11 protein-coding genes are annotated in these 15,084 nt (G+C 64.6%); 8 read left to right on the forward strand and 3 right to left on the reverse strand.

Features of this window, described 5'->3' with window-relative positions; all coding sequences use genetic code 11:
* Positions 1-162: 162 nt before the first annotated feature.
* Complete coding sequence (locus tag ACOOHP_RS02240; RefSeq protein ID WP_420464836.1) at positions 163-2,418, reverse strand: DUF1631 family protein; 2,256 nt, start codon at positions 2,416-2,418, stop codon at positions 163-165.
* Positions 2,419-2,732: 314 nt separating this feature from the next.
* Here ACOOHP_RS02240 and metH point away from each other — a divergent pair, with 314 nt between their 5' ends.
* Both metH and ACOOHP_RS02250 read left to right on the forward strand, forming a co-directional pair.
* Positions 2,733-6,545 (forward strand): methionine synthase, encoded by a 3,813-nt coding sequence (gene metH, locus ACOOHP_RS02245; RefSeq protein ID WP_420464837.1) that lies wholly within the window; start codon positions 2,733-2,735, stop codon positions 6,543-6,545.
* Between the two features lie 239 nt (positions 6,546-6,784).
* Entirely contained in the window at positions 6,785-7,495 is a 711-nt protein-coding gene (locus ACOOHP_RS02250) for a hypothetical protein (protein WP_420464838.1), read from the forward strand.
* 28 nt (positions 7,496-7,523) lie between these two features.
* On the opposite strand, the gene ACOOHP_RS02255 is transcribed toward ACOOHP_RS02250, so the two are convergent.
* Positions 7,524-8,006: an FKBP-type peptidyl-prolyl cis-trans isomerase gene (locus ACOOHP_RS02255; protein WP_420464839.1), complete on the reverse strand. Its 483-nt coding sequence runs from the start codon at positions 8,004-8,006 to the stop codon at positions 7,524-7,526.
* A gap of 111 nt (positions 8,007-8,117) precedes the next feature.
* Here ACOOHP_RS02255 and ACOOHP_RS02260 point away from each other — a divergent pair, with 111 nt between their 5' ends.
* Positions 8,118-8,438, forward strand: coding sequence for a hypothetical protein (locus ACOOHP_RS02260; protein WP_420464840.1), 321 nt, complete (start codon positions 8,118-8,120; stop codon positions 8,436-8,438).
* 20 nt (positions 8,439-8,458) lie between these two features.
* On the opposite strand, the gene ACOOHP_RS02265 is transcribed toward ACOOHP_RS02260, so the two are convergent.
* The gene (locus ACOOHP_RS02265; protein WP_420464841.1) at positions 8,459-9,247 is read right to left on the reverse strand and encodes an SDR family NAD(P)-dependent oxidoreductase; all 789 of its coding nucleotides are present in this window, start codon (positions 9,245-9,247) and stop codon (positions 8,459-8,461) included.
* Positions 9,248-9,439: 192 nt separating this feature from the next.
* On the opposite strand from ACOOHP_RS02265, the gene ACOOHP_RS02270 reads away from it, so the two are divergent.
* The 5 genes from ACOOHP_RS02270 (at position 9,440) to tuf (ending at position 15,040) form a co-directional block, all read left to right on the forward strand.
* The gene (locus ACOOHP_RS02270) at positions 9,440-10,597 is read left to right on the forward strand and encodes an alpha/beta hydrolase family esterase (protein ID WP_420464842.1); all 1,158 of its coding nucleotides are present in this window, start codon (positions 9,440-9,442) and stop codon (positions 10,595-10,597) included.
* A gap of 137 nt (positions 10,598-10,734) precedes the next feature.
* Complete coding sequence (gene rpsL / locus ACOOHP_RS02275) at positions 10,735-11,142, forward strand: 30S ribosomal protein S12 (protein WP_420464843.1); 408 nt, start codon at positions 10,735-10,737, stop codon at positions 11,140-11,142.
* Positions 11,143-11,151: 9 nt separating this feature from the next.
* The gene (rpsG, locus tag ACOOHP_RS02280; protein WP_420464844.1) at positions 11,152-11,625 is read left to right on the forward strand and encodes a 30S ribosomal protein S7; all 474 of its coding nucleotides are present in this window, start codon (positions 11,152-11,154) and stop codon (positions 11,623-11,625) included.
* An 81-nt stretch (positions 11,626-11,706) separates the two neighbouring features.
* A complete protein-coding gene (gene fusA, locus ACOOHP_RS02285; RefSeq protein ID WP_420464845.1) occupies positions 11,707-13,803 on the forward strand; it encodes an elongation factor G in 2,097 nt (698 codons plus the stop codon).
* Positions 13,804-13,837: 34 nt separating this feature from the next.
* Positions 13,838-15,040 (forward strand): elongation factor Tu, encoded by a 1,203-nt coding sequence (tuf, locus tag ACOOHP_RS02290; protein WP_420464846.1) that lies wholly within the window; start codon positions 13,838-13,840, stop codon positions 15,038-15,040.
* The last annotated feature ends 44 nt before the right edge of the window (positions 15,041-15,084 follow it).

A 15,084-nucleotide genomic window follows, 5' to 3' on the forward strand; every position in this document is an offset into this window, starting at 1 on the left:
TCCGTCCTCGCAGCGTTCTTCGAGTTCGGTTCCGAAACAGACAGTCGGAAGATTCTCCGGCGCGTTTGGCTAGCAGGGAGTGACTCAATGTCACTCCCGGCCAAGGCCAAACGCCGTCCTCGACCTACGGCCATCGCTTGATCCCCCCGTGAGAAATGCGGGCTAGTGGTGGCGTGAACGCAGCGCCGCAATCGCCTGCAATTGCACTGGCGACGCATTGACCGGTTCCGAGCGACCGCTGACCAGGTCGGCAATGAACTGGGCGTCGCGGATCGACAGGGCCTGCTTGGCGTCGAATCCGGTGAAGCCGACGCTGCCGTGCTCGGCGTAGTAGCGCGACACCTTGAGCCACAGCGTCTGGTTGCGGCTGCGGTCGAATACGCGAAACCAGCTTTCCGCCGGCAGACTCAGCGCGAGCAATTCACTGTCGGGCGTGTCATCCCCGATCACCGGCGCGGCGAAGCTGCCCGCCGAAGTGGCTTGCGCCGCTGCGATGACGGGTTCGGGTCCGCCCGACGAAATCGGCGGCACCGGTTCTTCGATCCGCGGTGTCTGCGACTTGGCTGACGCGGCGATGGATGAATCCGGGCGCCGCTCGATCGGCGCCTGCATCGCTGTTTCCTCACCGGGCTCCTTGCCGCTCTGCACTAGGTCGGGCAGGCGCTGTGGCTCGGGTGGCGGGTCCAGACGCAGTTCCGGAACCATCGGCGGACGCAGCAACTCCGCGCCAGGCACGCGCAGTTGCGGCGAACCCGGGGCGGGGAATTCGGCCATCACCGCCGCGGTTTCCTGTGGACTGAGCAATTGCAGATCTTGTCGCTCGCGATCTTCCGGCGTCATCGCGGCCAGACGCTGATCCAGCTCGTCATAAGCCTGGCGCAGGCAGTCGGCAGCGGCTTCGATCTTGTCGTCGCGCATGCCGATCTCACCGAGGTCGGCGCGTACGGCGTCGATCAGGCGCTGGCGCATGCCGCGGTGATCGTCGTTGACCTCCAGAGCGTCCGTGCCGATCAGGATCTGCACCAGGCGGTTGATCGCATCGATCCACGGCCGGCTGTTCATGCCGTGCCGCAGGAGTCGCGCGGCCATCAGCGGGCCCCAGCCCAGGCGCAGAAAGCTCACCAGCGCCTGCGGCGGCCGCCGACCCAGGGTATGGACTTCCAGTTCCTGAGCCACCGTGCGCCGCACCTTGTTGAGCACGTTTTCGCGGCGGGTTTCGGATTCGTCGCGCTGCTGGTCCAGGAACGAGGCGATCTCGGTCATGGTCAGTGGCAGCAGGCGGCGCACCTCGGGTCGCACAAACGTGGCGGACAGGTCGATCTGTTCGGCGATATGGCGCAGGCGCTCTTCCAGGCGTTTGACCACCGCCGGGCTGGCGACGCGCGAGGACGCTGCGGTCTCCGCGGCCTCGGCCACCAGGCGGCGCACGGGATGCACGCGGTTGGCGAAGAAGCTGCCGTCGGCCAAAGCGATCTTGATCAGCGGAAAGCGCAGCCGTTCGAACAGCGGCCGCATGGCCTTGGGCAGGTGCGGATCGGACAGGATTTCGTTGCACATCTGCCCGACCAGCGACATCCGCTGGGCCGGGGCAACCTGGCCGATCGTAGGATGAGCCAGTGCGTCGATGGAGGTGAAGCCGAGCAGTTCCTCCGCGAACGCGGCATCTTGTGGCCGAAAGTCGCCCAGTCGGTCGCCGATATCCTGCAACGCCTCGCGGGTGGAGCGGTCCAGCGCCGGCAGTTCCAGCAGATCGCCGTCTTCCACCGGCGGCGTCGGCACACCGTAGGGCGACCACTTCGGCGCAGCCGCCTGGGGGGACGCCAACGGCGTCACGCCATGCGCGTCGAGCAAGCGGATGGCGGACTGGTACAACTCGCCCAGGCGCGAGGCGCAGTACTGGTCGAACAACTTGTACAACAGCAGCCGCACCGACAGCGCAAGGTCCAGTCCGCGCAGGCTGGCCTTGAAGGCGTTGCAGACGGTGGCGGGCGATAAGGCATGGCGCGACACCGGCACGCCCAGGTTGCGCACCAAGTGCTGCAGTCGCAGACCGAGTTCGCGCAGCGCGTCGCGATGCAGGGTTTCGGCCTTGGTCGACAGGTTGCCGACCGCGATTTTCTCCTCCAGCTCTTCGGTCTGCTGCAGCGCCAGGCGATCGAGGTCGAACTCGTCGGTCTCGTCGGGGGTCGCGCTTTCGAAACTGGATTGCACCGCGTGGTCGAACTCGCGTTCGATGCGCGCCCGTTCCAGGCGCAGCAACCGCATGGTATCGAAGGCAAAGCGCTGTTCGTCCCCTGCCACGGCGCGCTGGCTCATCGCAAACAGGCTGTCGTCGGCGCCCTCGAACAGCGCGCGCAACTGGTCACCGAGAATCGGCTGCGCCAAGTCGCGCAGCGCTGCGATCAGGGGATGAGCCATCGGCCGCTTTTCAGCAGCCGAACTGGGCGGCGGTTTGCTTCCGGGGTACGGAAACAGGCGGTGCACGGTGGCGCTCATCGCAGGACGCGTCGCAAAGGTTCGAAGGTTTGGCCGAGACCGGGTGGGGCCCGGTCGATGAATGCAAAGACGAGGCCCAACCTTAACCGGCGAGAATGAATTGTGCGCGTCAAGCGATCTCCCTCAGGGGTGGCGCAGACGCCGGGTGGACCTGCGCCGACGGACGGAACGCAGATGTGCTTGATCATTCATATCCGCTTATCCGCATAAGAGGATATGAAGCGTATAATCGTCGGATGTATGACGCCAGCGCCCCCGCCCTTCGCCCCGATTGCACCGCCCAGCTCCGGGACCTGCTCGCCCGCCGCATCCTCGTGATCGACGGCGCGATGGGCACCATGGTCCAGGGCTACAGGCTGGGCGAGGCCGATTACTGCGGCGCGCGGTTCAAGGACTGGCCGTCGGACCTCAAGGGCAACAACGATCTGCTGGTGCTGACCCAGCCCGACATCATTCGCGAGATCCACGCGAAGTACCTTGCGGCCGGCGCGGACATCATCGAGACCAACAGCTTCAACGCGCAGCGCATCTCGATGGCCGATTACGGCATGGAGGCGCTGAGCTACGAGATGAACGTGGCGGCGGCGCGTGTCGCGCGCGAGGCGGTGGACGCGATCAGTACCCCTGAGCGTCCGCGCTTCGTTGCGGGCGCCCTCGGGCCGACCAATCGCACCGCGAGCATCAGTCCGGACGTGAACGATCCGGCCAAGCGGAACGTGAGCTACGACGAGCTGGTCGAGGCTTATCTCGAACAGGCGCGCGGGCTGGTGGATGGCGGCTCCGACCTGTTCCTGATCGAGACCATCTTCGACACGCTCAACGCCAAGGCAGCGATTTTCGCTTGCCTCACGCTGTTCGAGGAGCGCGGGCGCGACTGGCCGATCATCATCTCCGGCACCATCACCGATGCCTCGGGTCGCACACTCTCGGGCCAGGTCGCCGAAGCATTCTGGAACTCGGTGCGCCACGCTCGTCCGCTGGCCATTGGCCTGAACTGCGCGCTGGGCGGCAAGGACATGCGGCCCTACATCGCCGAGCTGTCGCGGCTCGCCGATTGCCACATCTCCTGCTATCCGAACGCCGGCCTGCCCAATGCCTTCGGCGAGTACGACGAGCTGCCTCAGGACACCGCTGCGATCATCCGCGAGTTCGCCCAGAGCGGGCTGGTCAACATCGTCGGCGGCTGCTGCGGAACCACGCCGCCGCACATCGGCGCGATTGCGCAGGCCGTGTCGGATGTATCGCCGCGCGTGCCGAGCGAGGTGCCGCGCCTGTGCAAGCTCGCCGGCCTGGAGCCGCTGACGATCACCAAGGAGCGCGGCTTCATCAACGTCGGCGAGCGCACCAACATCACCGGTTCGGCTGCGTTCAAGAAGCTGATCAAGGAGGGTGACTACAACGCCGCGCTGACCGTCGCGCGTCAGCAGGTCGAGGCCGGCGCGCCGGTGATCGACATCAACATGGACGAGGGCATGATCGACGGCGTCGCTGCGATGACCCGGTTCCTGAACTTGATCGCGGGCGAACCCGACATCTCGCGCGTGCCGATCATGATCGACTCCTCGAAGTGGGAGGTGATAGAGGCCGGCCTCAAGTGCGTACAGGGCAAGCCCATCGTCAACTCCATCTCGATGAAGGAGGGCGAGGAGAAATTCGTCCGCGAGGCCAAGCTGTGCCTGAAGTACGGCGCGGCGGTGGTGGTGATGGCCTTCGACGAGCAGGGCCAGGCGGACAATCTCGAACGCCGCAAGGTGATCTGTTCGCGCGCGTACAAGATTCTTGTGGAGCAGGTCGGCTTTCCGCCCGAGGACATCATCTTCGACCCGAACGTGTTCGCGGTCGCGACCGGCATCGCCGAGCACAATCTGTACGGGCTGGATTTCATCGAGGCCACGCGCTGGATCCGCCAGAACCTGCCGCACGCGCATGTCAGCGGTGGCGTGAGCAATGTGTCGTTCTCGTTCCGCGGCAACAACCCGGTTCGCGAAGCGATTCACAGCGTGTTCCTGTACCACGCGATTGGCGCGGGCATGGACATGGGCATCGTCAACGCCGGCGTGCTACCGGTGTATGCGGATCTCTATCCCGAACTGCGCGAGCGCATCGAGGACGTGATTCTCAATCGCCGGCCCGAGGACGGCACCGAGCGGCTCATCGAAATTGCCGGCAAGTTCAAGGGCGATGGCGCGAAGCAGGAAGTGGCCGACGAAGCCTGGCGCGCGTTGCCGCACGGCGAGCGCATCACGCACGCGCTGGTGAAAGGCATCGACGCCTTCGTGGAAGCCGATACCGAGGCGCTGCGCGCCGAGATCGCCGCGCGCGGCGGACGGCCGATCGAGGTCATCGAAGGGCCGCTGATGGACGGCATGAACGTGGTCGGCGACCTGTTCGGCGCCGGCAAGATGTTCCTGCCCCAGGTGGTGAAATCCGCGCGCGTGATGAAGAAGGCGGTGGCCTACCTGATCCCCTTCATCGAGGCCGAGAAGGCCGCTTCGCCAGAAGCGGCGGGCGCTGCAAGACCCAAGGGCAAGATCGTGATGGCCACGGTCAAGGGCGACGTGCACGACATCGGCAAGAACATCGTCGGCGTGGTACTCCAGTGCAACAACTACGACGTCGTGGACCTGGGCGTGATGGTGCCTGCGCAGAAGATTCTCGATGCCGCGAGGGCCGAGAAGGCCGATGTGATCGGCCTGTCTGGCCTGATCACGCCCTCGCTCGACGAGATGGCGAACTTCGCCAAGGAGATGGAGCGCCAGGGCTTCGACATTCCGCTGATGATCGGCGGCGCGACGACCTCACGCGCGCACACCGCGGTGAAGATCGACAAGAGCTATCGCGGCCCGGTCGTGTGGGTGAAGGACGCCTCGCGCTCGGTGCCCGTCGTGTCTGCGCTGCTCTCACCTGAGCAGAAGCCCAAGCTGGTCGCCGAGCTCGAGAAGGAATACGAGAGCATCCGCGAGCGCCACGCGAACAAGGATCGGCAGGAGAAGTTCCTGCCGCTCGCGGCGGCGCGCGCGAATCGCACGCCGATCGACTGGAAGAGCTATCGGCCGTTCAGGCCGCGCATGCTTTTGCAGCAGGCCAGGGACGTCTGTGAGGGCCCCGCGTGCGATCACCACCACGAGCACGCGACGCAGTTCGTAAAGGTGCTTCGCGACTACCCGCTGGCCGAGCTGCGCGAATACATCGATTGGCAACCCTTCTTCATTGCCTGGGAGATGAAGGGCAAGTTCCCCGAGCTGCTCAACAACCCGGCGACGAGCGAGGTCGCGCGCAAGCTGTATGCCGACGCGCAGACCATGCTCGACAAGATCATCGAGGAGAAGTGGCTGACGGCTAGTGGCGTGATCGGCCTGTTTCCGGCGCAGCAGGTCGGCGACGACGACGTCGCGATCTACGCCGACGAAACCTATTCGAGCGAGATCGCGCGTCTGCACAACCTGCGTCAGCAGACCGAACATCGCCCCGGGGTTCCGAACCGATCTCTGGCCGATTACATCGCGCCGAAAGACTCCGGCCTGCCCGATTACGTCGGGGCGTTCGCGGTGACCGCGGGTCTCGGGTGCAAGGAACGTGTCGATGCCTTCAAGAAGGCCAACGACGACTACAGCGCAATCCTGCTCGAATCGCTCGCGGATCGTCTAGCCGAGGCCTTCGCCGAACGCCTGCACCAGCGCGTGCGCAAGGAGTTCTGGGGCTATGTGCCGGACGAGCATCTCGACAGCGTCTCGCTGATCGACGAGAAGTACCAGGGCGTGCGTCCCGCACCCGGCTATCCGGCCTGCCCGGAGCACACTGAGAAGGCGACGCTCTGGAAGCTGCTGAACGTGGAGCACAACATCGGCATGCAGCTCACCGAGTCTATGGCCATGTGGCCGGCGGCCGCGGTGAGCGGATGGTACTTCGCGCATCCGCAATCGCAGTACTTCATCCTCGGCCGCATCGACAGGGAGCAGGTCGAGGACTACGCGCGGCGGAAGGGCTGGGACCTGCGCACCGCTGAGAAGTGGCTGGCGCCCAACCTGGGGTACGAACCGGAGGACTGAGGGTGGGTGGATGCCGGGAGGGTAAGAGGCTTTCGGCCATCGCACCCGGCCGCAATGCCGCCGAAGGCGTGAGTATTCCGAGTTCGAAAGGGCCTGAAGGGTTCGGATGCTCGGTTGTGTCGGCGAGACCTTTCACGAAGGCTGCCGGTCTGGCCGCATTTGCAGACTCGACGCCGCGAGGTCGTGCCGCGTCGCATTACACTCCAGCTCCGCCACAAGCCCCATTTCGAGAACCGCGCATGAGCGATACCGCCGATAAGCCGGAGCCCCCGCACTGGCTGGATCCGCCGCGCTGGTGGCGCCGGATTCGGCCGTTGCGCTGGGTGTTGGCGGCCGTCGCGGGAGCGTGGGTTGCGTATGCGCTGGGTTGGCTGGACCGTCTGGCCTGGAAGGATCGCACGCTGCCTGAACTGCTGAGCGTCGGCACGCATCCCGACCAAGGTCTGTATACCAAGGTCGCGGTGGGTGTGAGGCTGGTCGACTCGTTCCGAAGCTATGCGGATGTGGTTGCGACCACGGCGACGCTGGAAAACCAGGGGTACTCGGATTATTCGCTCGCCACTCGCCGGGCGCCGGATTCTTCGCGCTATCCGATGTATCGCTTCGAAACCCTGCGGGTCCCGGAGTATCGCCACCTGGACTCGCCGGGCGAGTTGACCCTGCAGTTCTTCAACGACCGCCTGTTCGAGGCCGAATTCGTGCCGACCGAGCCCGAGCGCTATGCGCGCAAGATTCGTGCGCTGGGCCTGCAGCGCCAGGCTAATGCTCGTGCCGAAAAAATCGACGGGCATCTGCGCATCGCCAGTACCGTGGACTTGGCGATCAGCCAGGTTGGTCGCCACCTGCGCTCGCGCGCCTACGTGCTGTGGCAGGACCTGCGGCTGGTGGACGAGCGCACGCAGTGGGACGAGGCGTACGGCGCCATCCCCAAGCGCATCGTCGACCAATGAAGGCCGACGGCGGGAGCGCGCGCCGCGCTCAGTGGTGGTGACCGCCGGGACCGTGCACGTGGCCGTGCTGAAGCTCTTCTTCGCTGGCTTCGCGCACCTCGGCAATTTCCACGTCGAAGTTGAGCGTTTGGCCGGCTAGCGGGTGGTTGCCGTCCACGGTCACCATGTCGCCGGCGACGCGCGTGACCATGACCGAGGTCGGCCCATTGGGTCCCTGGGTCTGGAAACGCATGCCTTCCTTGACGTCGTTGATGCCCTGGAAGGCGCGGCGTGGCACCTGCTGGATGAGCTGCTCGTTGCGCTCTCCATAGCCCTGCGCGGGCTCGACCCGTACCTGCAATTTGTCGCCAGCCTGCTTGCCGACGAGCGCGGATTCCAGCCCCGGAATGATGTTGCCGGAGCCGTGCAGGTAGGCCAGCGCGTCGCTGCCCTGAGAAGAGTCGAGGATTTCCCCACCTTCGTTGGTGAGCGTGTAGTGGATGCTGACGACGCAGCGATCTGCGATTTCCATATTGAGAGTCCAACGGATGCGAACGGCTTTTCAGGGTAACGCAAAGCATTGCATGCTGCTGCCCCGTTGCAGGCAGCAGTTGCAGGCAGCAATCATGGAGAAACACATCAGATGGCGGATTCGAATCAGGGCTCGATCATGGGCGGCGCGATCTGGATGATCGTGATTTCGGTGTTGTTGTTCTGGCTGCCTGGAGTCGGTGGATTCATCGGTGGGCTGGCGGGCGGCAAGGTGTCGGGCGGAGTGGGGCCGGCGCTGCTGGCTTGGCTGCTGTCCTCGATCCTGGTGGGCATCCTGTTTGCGCTGCTCGGCACGCTCATGAGCGGCATGATCCTGATTGGCGCGCTGGCCGGTTTCGGTGGGTTGGTGCTGGGTTTTATCGATGCCGGCACACGCCTGCTCGGCGCGGTGATTGGCGGATTGCTGGCCTGACCGGCGATCGGACGCCGGCCTTACCAGGGGACCTGACTGCCGTCCCAGGCGTAGAAGCCGCCGCTGTCGGCTGCGGTACGCGCGCCGATGACATTCAGAAGATGCGCTGCGGCCTGTTCGGGGCTGAAGCGGTCGGCCGCTTTGGAACTGCCCTGGAACGGCCGCGACAGGTCGGTATCGACCGTCCCCGGATGCAATGCCAGCACGCACAACCGCGGCGCGCGTCGTTTCGCTTCCACGGCCAGGGTACGCAGATACTGGTTGTGGGCAGCCTTGGCGCCGCGATAGGCGTACCAGCCTCCCAGGCGGTTGTCGCCGATGGAGCCCACCCGCGCGGACAGACTGGCGAACACCGCCGGTTGGTCGTGCGACAGCGCAGCCAGTGCGTGACGACCCAACAGCAACGGGCCAACCGCGTTGACCCGCAGGCTGTGCAGCAGCGTGTCGGTGTCGAGATCTTCCCACCGGCGCTCCGGGCGCAGACCAAGCGGTTCGTCCTGCAAAACCCCCACTGTATTGAGCAGCAGGTGCAAGGGTTCGCGCCGCATGATCAGGGGCGCGAACGCCGAGCGCACCGTGGATTCGTCGGTGATATCCAAGCGCAGGAGTTGCAGGCGCTGCGGATTGGACGCGGCCAGCGCCCGCAGCGTCGGGGCGGCCAATGGGTCGCGACAGGCCGCGTAGAGCCGTTGACAGCGTGAATCGCCCAGCAGCGTTTTGGCCAGGGCCAGGCCGATGCCGCGGCTGGCCCCGACCACGCAGGCGGTGAAGGGCTGTGGGAACAAGGCTTGAAGTGACGGCAGGATCATGGTCCAGGCGATGTGAGGGGCTCGGTGTCGGCGTCAAGTAATAGCGTGCCGGAGCCGTTGTCATCGGTTTCGTGCAGGCTTTTGTCGGTCGGCGCATGCCGGTGGTCGGTGGCCGGTTTGCCGCAGCGAACGGCCGGGTGACATGATCCGGGAGAGATTTCGCGCTGAACGCGCAGTGCAGATGGAGGAGCCGTGCCCCTTTTGAATCGACTGGTCGTGGCGACCGGCCTGCTGATCGGACTGGCAGGATGCGGCGGTGGCAGCTCCACCAATGCTCCAGGCTCCCCCGGCGACCCCGGCACCGATCCCGGTAGTGGGGAGCCGCGGGCGACCTGCCAGCAGGACTTCACCCCCGAACGCGTCGCCGCTGGCGAGAACTGCGATCCCAATCTCAACCGAACTCAGTTCTGTCCGCTGGTGCCGGGGGCCGAGTACCTTCGCAGCCGGTCGGAGGTGATCGCCTGCGACGGCGTGACCGTCAGCAAGCACCCGATCGTGGGCGGTGGGTTTCAAACCGACTACATCGCCATTCGCAGCAGCGCTGGCGGCGCGCCCTCCGCAGTCTATCTGGCACTGCACTATCTGGGCGCGTCGGCCGATTATCAGGCCAATCTGACCCGTTTGAGCGAGCTGGCCAAGGCGCGCAACGTGCTGGTGGTCGTGCCTCAGGCGCCGGGGATAGGCGGCCTGCTTCCCCTGCCGGACGGCCTGCCACCGGTCGACGGCAATTTTCTCGCGCGCTGGCCGACCGCACTCAGTCAGCCGGTCGAAAGCTACCTGCAGCTGCTCGACGCCACCGTGGCCGATGCCCGCGTCCGTTTCGGGGCTGGCAGCGCGCCGCTCTACGCGGCCGGGCTGTCCAACGGCGTACCCATGGCCTATTTTTACGCCTGTGGTCGCGCTGATCGGGTCGACGCGATTCTGGCGGTGGCCGGCAACCAGAACAACGAGAGTGCGTCGGCCTGCCAACCCTCGCGCGCGGTCGGGTTGGTGATCATCCATGGCACTGCGGATCCGATCATCGCCTACGGCGGACTGCTGGGCTTGACCCGTCCGATCCCGACCAACTTCGAAGACTTCAAGGCGCTCAACCAGTGTGTGGGCAGCGACGGCGAGGCGACCCTGGTCGGTGCCCAGGGCGACGTCAGGCTGGACTTTGCGCCCGATTGCGCGGGCGGACGCAGGGTGGTGCTGGCCAGTCTGCTCGGCGGCGGCCACAACTGGCCGGGCGATGACTCCGGTCTGTTGCTCGGATTGGACCTGCCGGTCGGCCCTTTCGGCCCGGCCCGCAACGACATCGACGCGACCATCCAGGGCTTCGACCTGCTGCGTTACGCGGCCGGAGATTGAAGGCTGCACCGTCGCCGTATCGGCAGGCGCCCGCGCGTTGACACTCCCGGGGCTCGCCCCTATGATTCGCGCCCCTATACGACGGGCAGGTAGTCAATCCTGCTCGTCGTTTCTTTCTCAAAGGCGGGATTCTCGCAGTGCCAACGATCAATCAGCTTGTGCGCAGCGGGCGCACAGTCGCCAGCTACAAGAGCAAGGCGCCGGCCCTGACGGCCTGCCCCCAGAAGCGCGGCGTCTGCACCCGTGTCTACACCACCACCCCCAAGAAACCCAACTCGGCGCTGCGCAAGGTCTGCCGCGTGCGGCTGACCAATGGCTTCGAGGTGACCAGCTACATCGGCGGTGAAGGGCACAACCTGCAGGAGCACTCGGTGGTCATGATTCGCGGCGGTCGCGTCAAGGACCTTCCCGGTGTGCGCTATCACACCGTGCGCGGCGCGCTCGATTGCGCCGGCATCGACAAGCGTCGCCAGAGCCGTTCCAAGTACGGCGCCAAGCGTCCCAAGCCCGGCGCCGCCACCGCCGGCGCTGCCAAGAAGAAGTAAGAGAGCCCTATGTCTCGTCGTCGCAGTCCCGAGATCCGCGTCATCCTGCCGGATCCGAAGTACAAGAATCTCGTCGTCACCAAGTTCATGAACATGGTGATGGAGGATGGCAAGAAATCGGTTGCCGAAAAAATCGTCTATGGCGCACTTAGCCAGATTGCGGCCAAGAAGAAGTCGGACGAGCCCGCTGCCATCCTGCAACAGGCGTTCGATAACGTGGCGCCAGCGGTTGAGGTCAAGTCTCGCCGGGTCGGTGGTGCGACCTACCAGGTCCCGGTTGAAGTGCGTGCTGTGCGTCGCGTGACGCTCGCCATGCGTTGGGTCATCGACGCGGCCTCCAAGCGCGGCGAGAAGTCCATGGCCGACCGCCTCGCAGGCGAATTGCTGGACGCCTCCGAACATCGCGGTGCCGCTGTCAAGAAGCGTGAAGACACGCACAAGATGGCCGAGGCCAACAAGGCGTTCGCACACTTCCGCTGGTAAGCGGACCAATGTACAACCCGGTCCGGTAGCGGCGCCCTTGGCGGCTTCGCGACCCGGGCCCGTATCACACTGAGTCTGGTCATGGCCCGCAATACGCCCATCGAGCTCTACCGCAATATCGGTATCTCCGCTCACATCGACGCCGGTAAAACGACAACCACCGAGCGCGTCCTGTTTTACACGGGCGTCAACCACAAGATCGGTGAAGTCCACGATGGCGCTGCCACCATGGACTGGATGGAGCAGGAACAGGAACGCGGCATCACCATTACGTCGGCGGCGACGACGACGTTCTGGAAGGGCATGGCGAACCAGTTCGACCAGCACCGTATCAACATCATCGACACCCCGGGGCACGTCGACTTCACCATCGAGGTCGAGCGCTCCATGCGCGTGCTCGACGGCGCCTGCATGCTGTACTGCGCGGTCGGCGGCGTGCAGCCGCAGTCCGAGACCGTGTGGCGCCAGGCCACCAAGTACAAGGTGCCGCGTCTTGCGTTCGTCAACAAGATGGACCGTACCGGCGCCGATTTCTTCAAGGTGGTCAAGCAGATGAAGGAAAAGCTCCGGGCCAACCCGGTGCCGATCCAGATTCCGATCGGCGCCGAGGAAAAGTTCCAGGGCGTGGTGGACCTGGTGAAGATGAAGGCCATCATCTGGAGCGAGGAGGACCGCGGGATCACCTTCACCTACGGCGAGATTCCGGCCGAGTTGGTCGAGACGGCCAAGGAATGGCGCGAGAAGATGGTCGAGGCCGCGGCCGAGTCTTCCGAAGAGCTGATGAACAAGTACCTGGACGAGGGCGACCTCACCGAGGACGAGATCAAGTCGGCCTTGCGCAAGCGCACCCTGGCGCTGGAAATCTTCCCGATGCTGTGCGGCTCTGCGTTCAAGAACAAGGGCGTGCAGGCCATGCTCGACGCTGTCGTCGAATACCTGCCGTCGCCGACCGAAGTGGCTGCCATCGAGGCGCACGATGTCGACGATTACGAGAAACTGATCGAACGCAAGGCAGACGACAAGGAGCCGTTCTCGGCCCTGGCGTTCAAGATCATGACCGACAAGTACGTCGGCGCATTGACCTTCATCCGCGTGTATTCCGGCGTGCTCAAGCAGGGCGACTCGGTGTACAACTCGCGCAACGGCAAAACCGAGCGTATCGGTCGCTTGGTGCAGATGCACGCCAATGAGCAGAAGGCGGTCGAAGAAGTCCGCGCGGGCGACATCGCGGCCTGCGTCGGTCTCAAGGACGTTTATACCGGCACCACCCTGGCCGACCAGAACAAGCCGGTTGTGCTGGAGCGCATGGTGTTCCCGGAGCCGGTGATCAGCCAGGCAGTGGAACCCAAGACCAAGGCCGACCAGGAAAAGATGGGCATTGCGCTGTCGCGCCTGGCTCAGGAAGACCCTTCGTTCCGCGTCCATACCGACGAAGAAACCGCCCAGACCATCATGTCCGGCATGGGCGAACTGCACCTGGAAATTCTCGTCGACCGCATGAAGCGCGAATACAGCGTGGAAGCCAATGTCGGCGCGCCACAGGTGGCCTACCGCGAAACGATCCGCAAGAGCGTCGAGCAGGAAGGCAAGTACGCCAAGCAGTCGGGCGGCAAGGGGCAGTTCGGCCACGTCTATCTGAAGCTGGAACCGAACGAGACCGGCAAGGGCTACGAGTTCGTCAACGAGATCGTCGGCGGGTCGGTGCCCAAGGAATTCATCCCGGCGGTCGACAAGGGCTTGCGCGACGCCGTCAAGACCGGAGTGCTCGCCGGTTACCCGGTGGTCGACATCAAGATCACGCTGTTCGACGGCTCGTACCACGAGGTCGACTCCAGCGAAATCGCCTTCCGCGTCGCCGCGTCCATGGCCTTCAAGGAAGGCTGCCAGAAGGCCGACCCGGTGGTGCTCGAGCCGATCATGGCGGTGGAAGTGGAGACGCCCGAAGATTACACCGGCGACGTGATCGGAGATCTCAACCGCCGTCGCGGCGTCATCCTGGGCATGGACGACAACTTCGGCGCCAAGAAAGTCAATGCCGAGGTGCCGCTGGCGGAGATGTTCGGTTACTCCACGACCTTGCGTTCGATGAGCCAGGGCCGTGCGACGTACACCATGGAATTCAAGAAGTATCAGGAAGCGCCGCGTCACGTGACCGATCAGCTGGTCAAGAAGAAGTAACGAACTCAGAAACTGGAACTTGAGGTTTTAAGAGATGGCCAAGGAAAAATTCGAGCGCATCAAGCCGCACGTGAACGTGGGGACCATTGGGCATGTGGATCACGGCAAGACCACCACTACGGCGGCGCTGACCAAGATTTCGTCCGACAAGTACGGCAAGACCAAGTACGTGGCGTATGACGAGGTGGCCAAGGCCTCCGAAAGCCAAGGTCGTCGCGACAGCACCAAGATCCTGACCATTGCCACCAGTCACGTCGAATACGAGACCGACTCTCGTCACTACGCCCACGTCGACTGCCCGGGCCATGCCGACTACGTCAAGAACATGATCACCGGCGCTGCCCAGATGGACGGTGCCATTCTGGTCGTGTCGGCGGTCGACGGCCCCATGCCGCAGACCCGCGAACACGTCCTGCTGGCCAAGCAGGTCAACGTGCCCAAGATCGTCGTGTGGCTCAACAAGTGCGACCTGGTCGAAGACGAAGAACTGCTCGACCTGGTCGAGATGGAAGTGCGCGACCTGCTCAGCAAGTACGGCTTTCCGGGCGACGACACCCCCGTCATCCGTGGCTCTGCCACCAAGGCCATTGCCGGCGAAGCCGACTGGGTCAAGAAAGTCGAAGAGCTCTATACCGCCCTCGACACCTTCATCCCCGAACCCGCTCGCGAGACCGACAAGCCCTTCCTGCTGCCCGTCGAAGACGTCTTCTCCATCTCCGGTCGCGGTACCGTGGCCACTGGCCGTATCGAGCGCGGCATCATCAAGGTGGGCGAATCCGTCGAGATTGTCGGCATTCGCCCCACCGCGGTGAGCACCATCACCGGCGTCGAGATGTTTCGCAAGCTGCTCGACCAGGGTCAGGCTGGCGACAACGTCGGACTGCTGCTGCGCGGCACCAAGAAGGAAGACATCGAGCGCGGCCAGGTGCTGTGCAAGCCGGGCTCCATCACCCCGCACACCAAGTTCGAGGGCGAGGTGTACGTTCTGACCAAGGAAGAAGGCGGCCGTCACACCCCGTTCTTCAAGGGCTACCGGCCGCAGTTCTATTTTCGCACCACCGATGTCACCGGCAATGTGCAGCTGCAGGAAGGCACCGAGATGGTGATGCCGGGCGACAACGTCAAGGTCACGGTGGAACTGATCAACCCGATTGCGATGGAAGAGCAGGTTCGCTTTGCGATCCGCGAAGGCGGCCGCACCGTCGGCGCCGGCGTGGTCACCAAGATCCTGGCGTAACGTTCCAATCCCCGCCGCGAGCTTGATCGCGGCGGGGATTGCAG

The organism is Panacagrimonas sp. (assembly GCF_965216805.1).
In the GTDB taxonomy this organism is placed as follows: Bacteria; Pseudomonadota; Gammaproteobacteria; order Nevskiales; family Nevskiaceae; genus Panacagrimonas.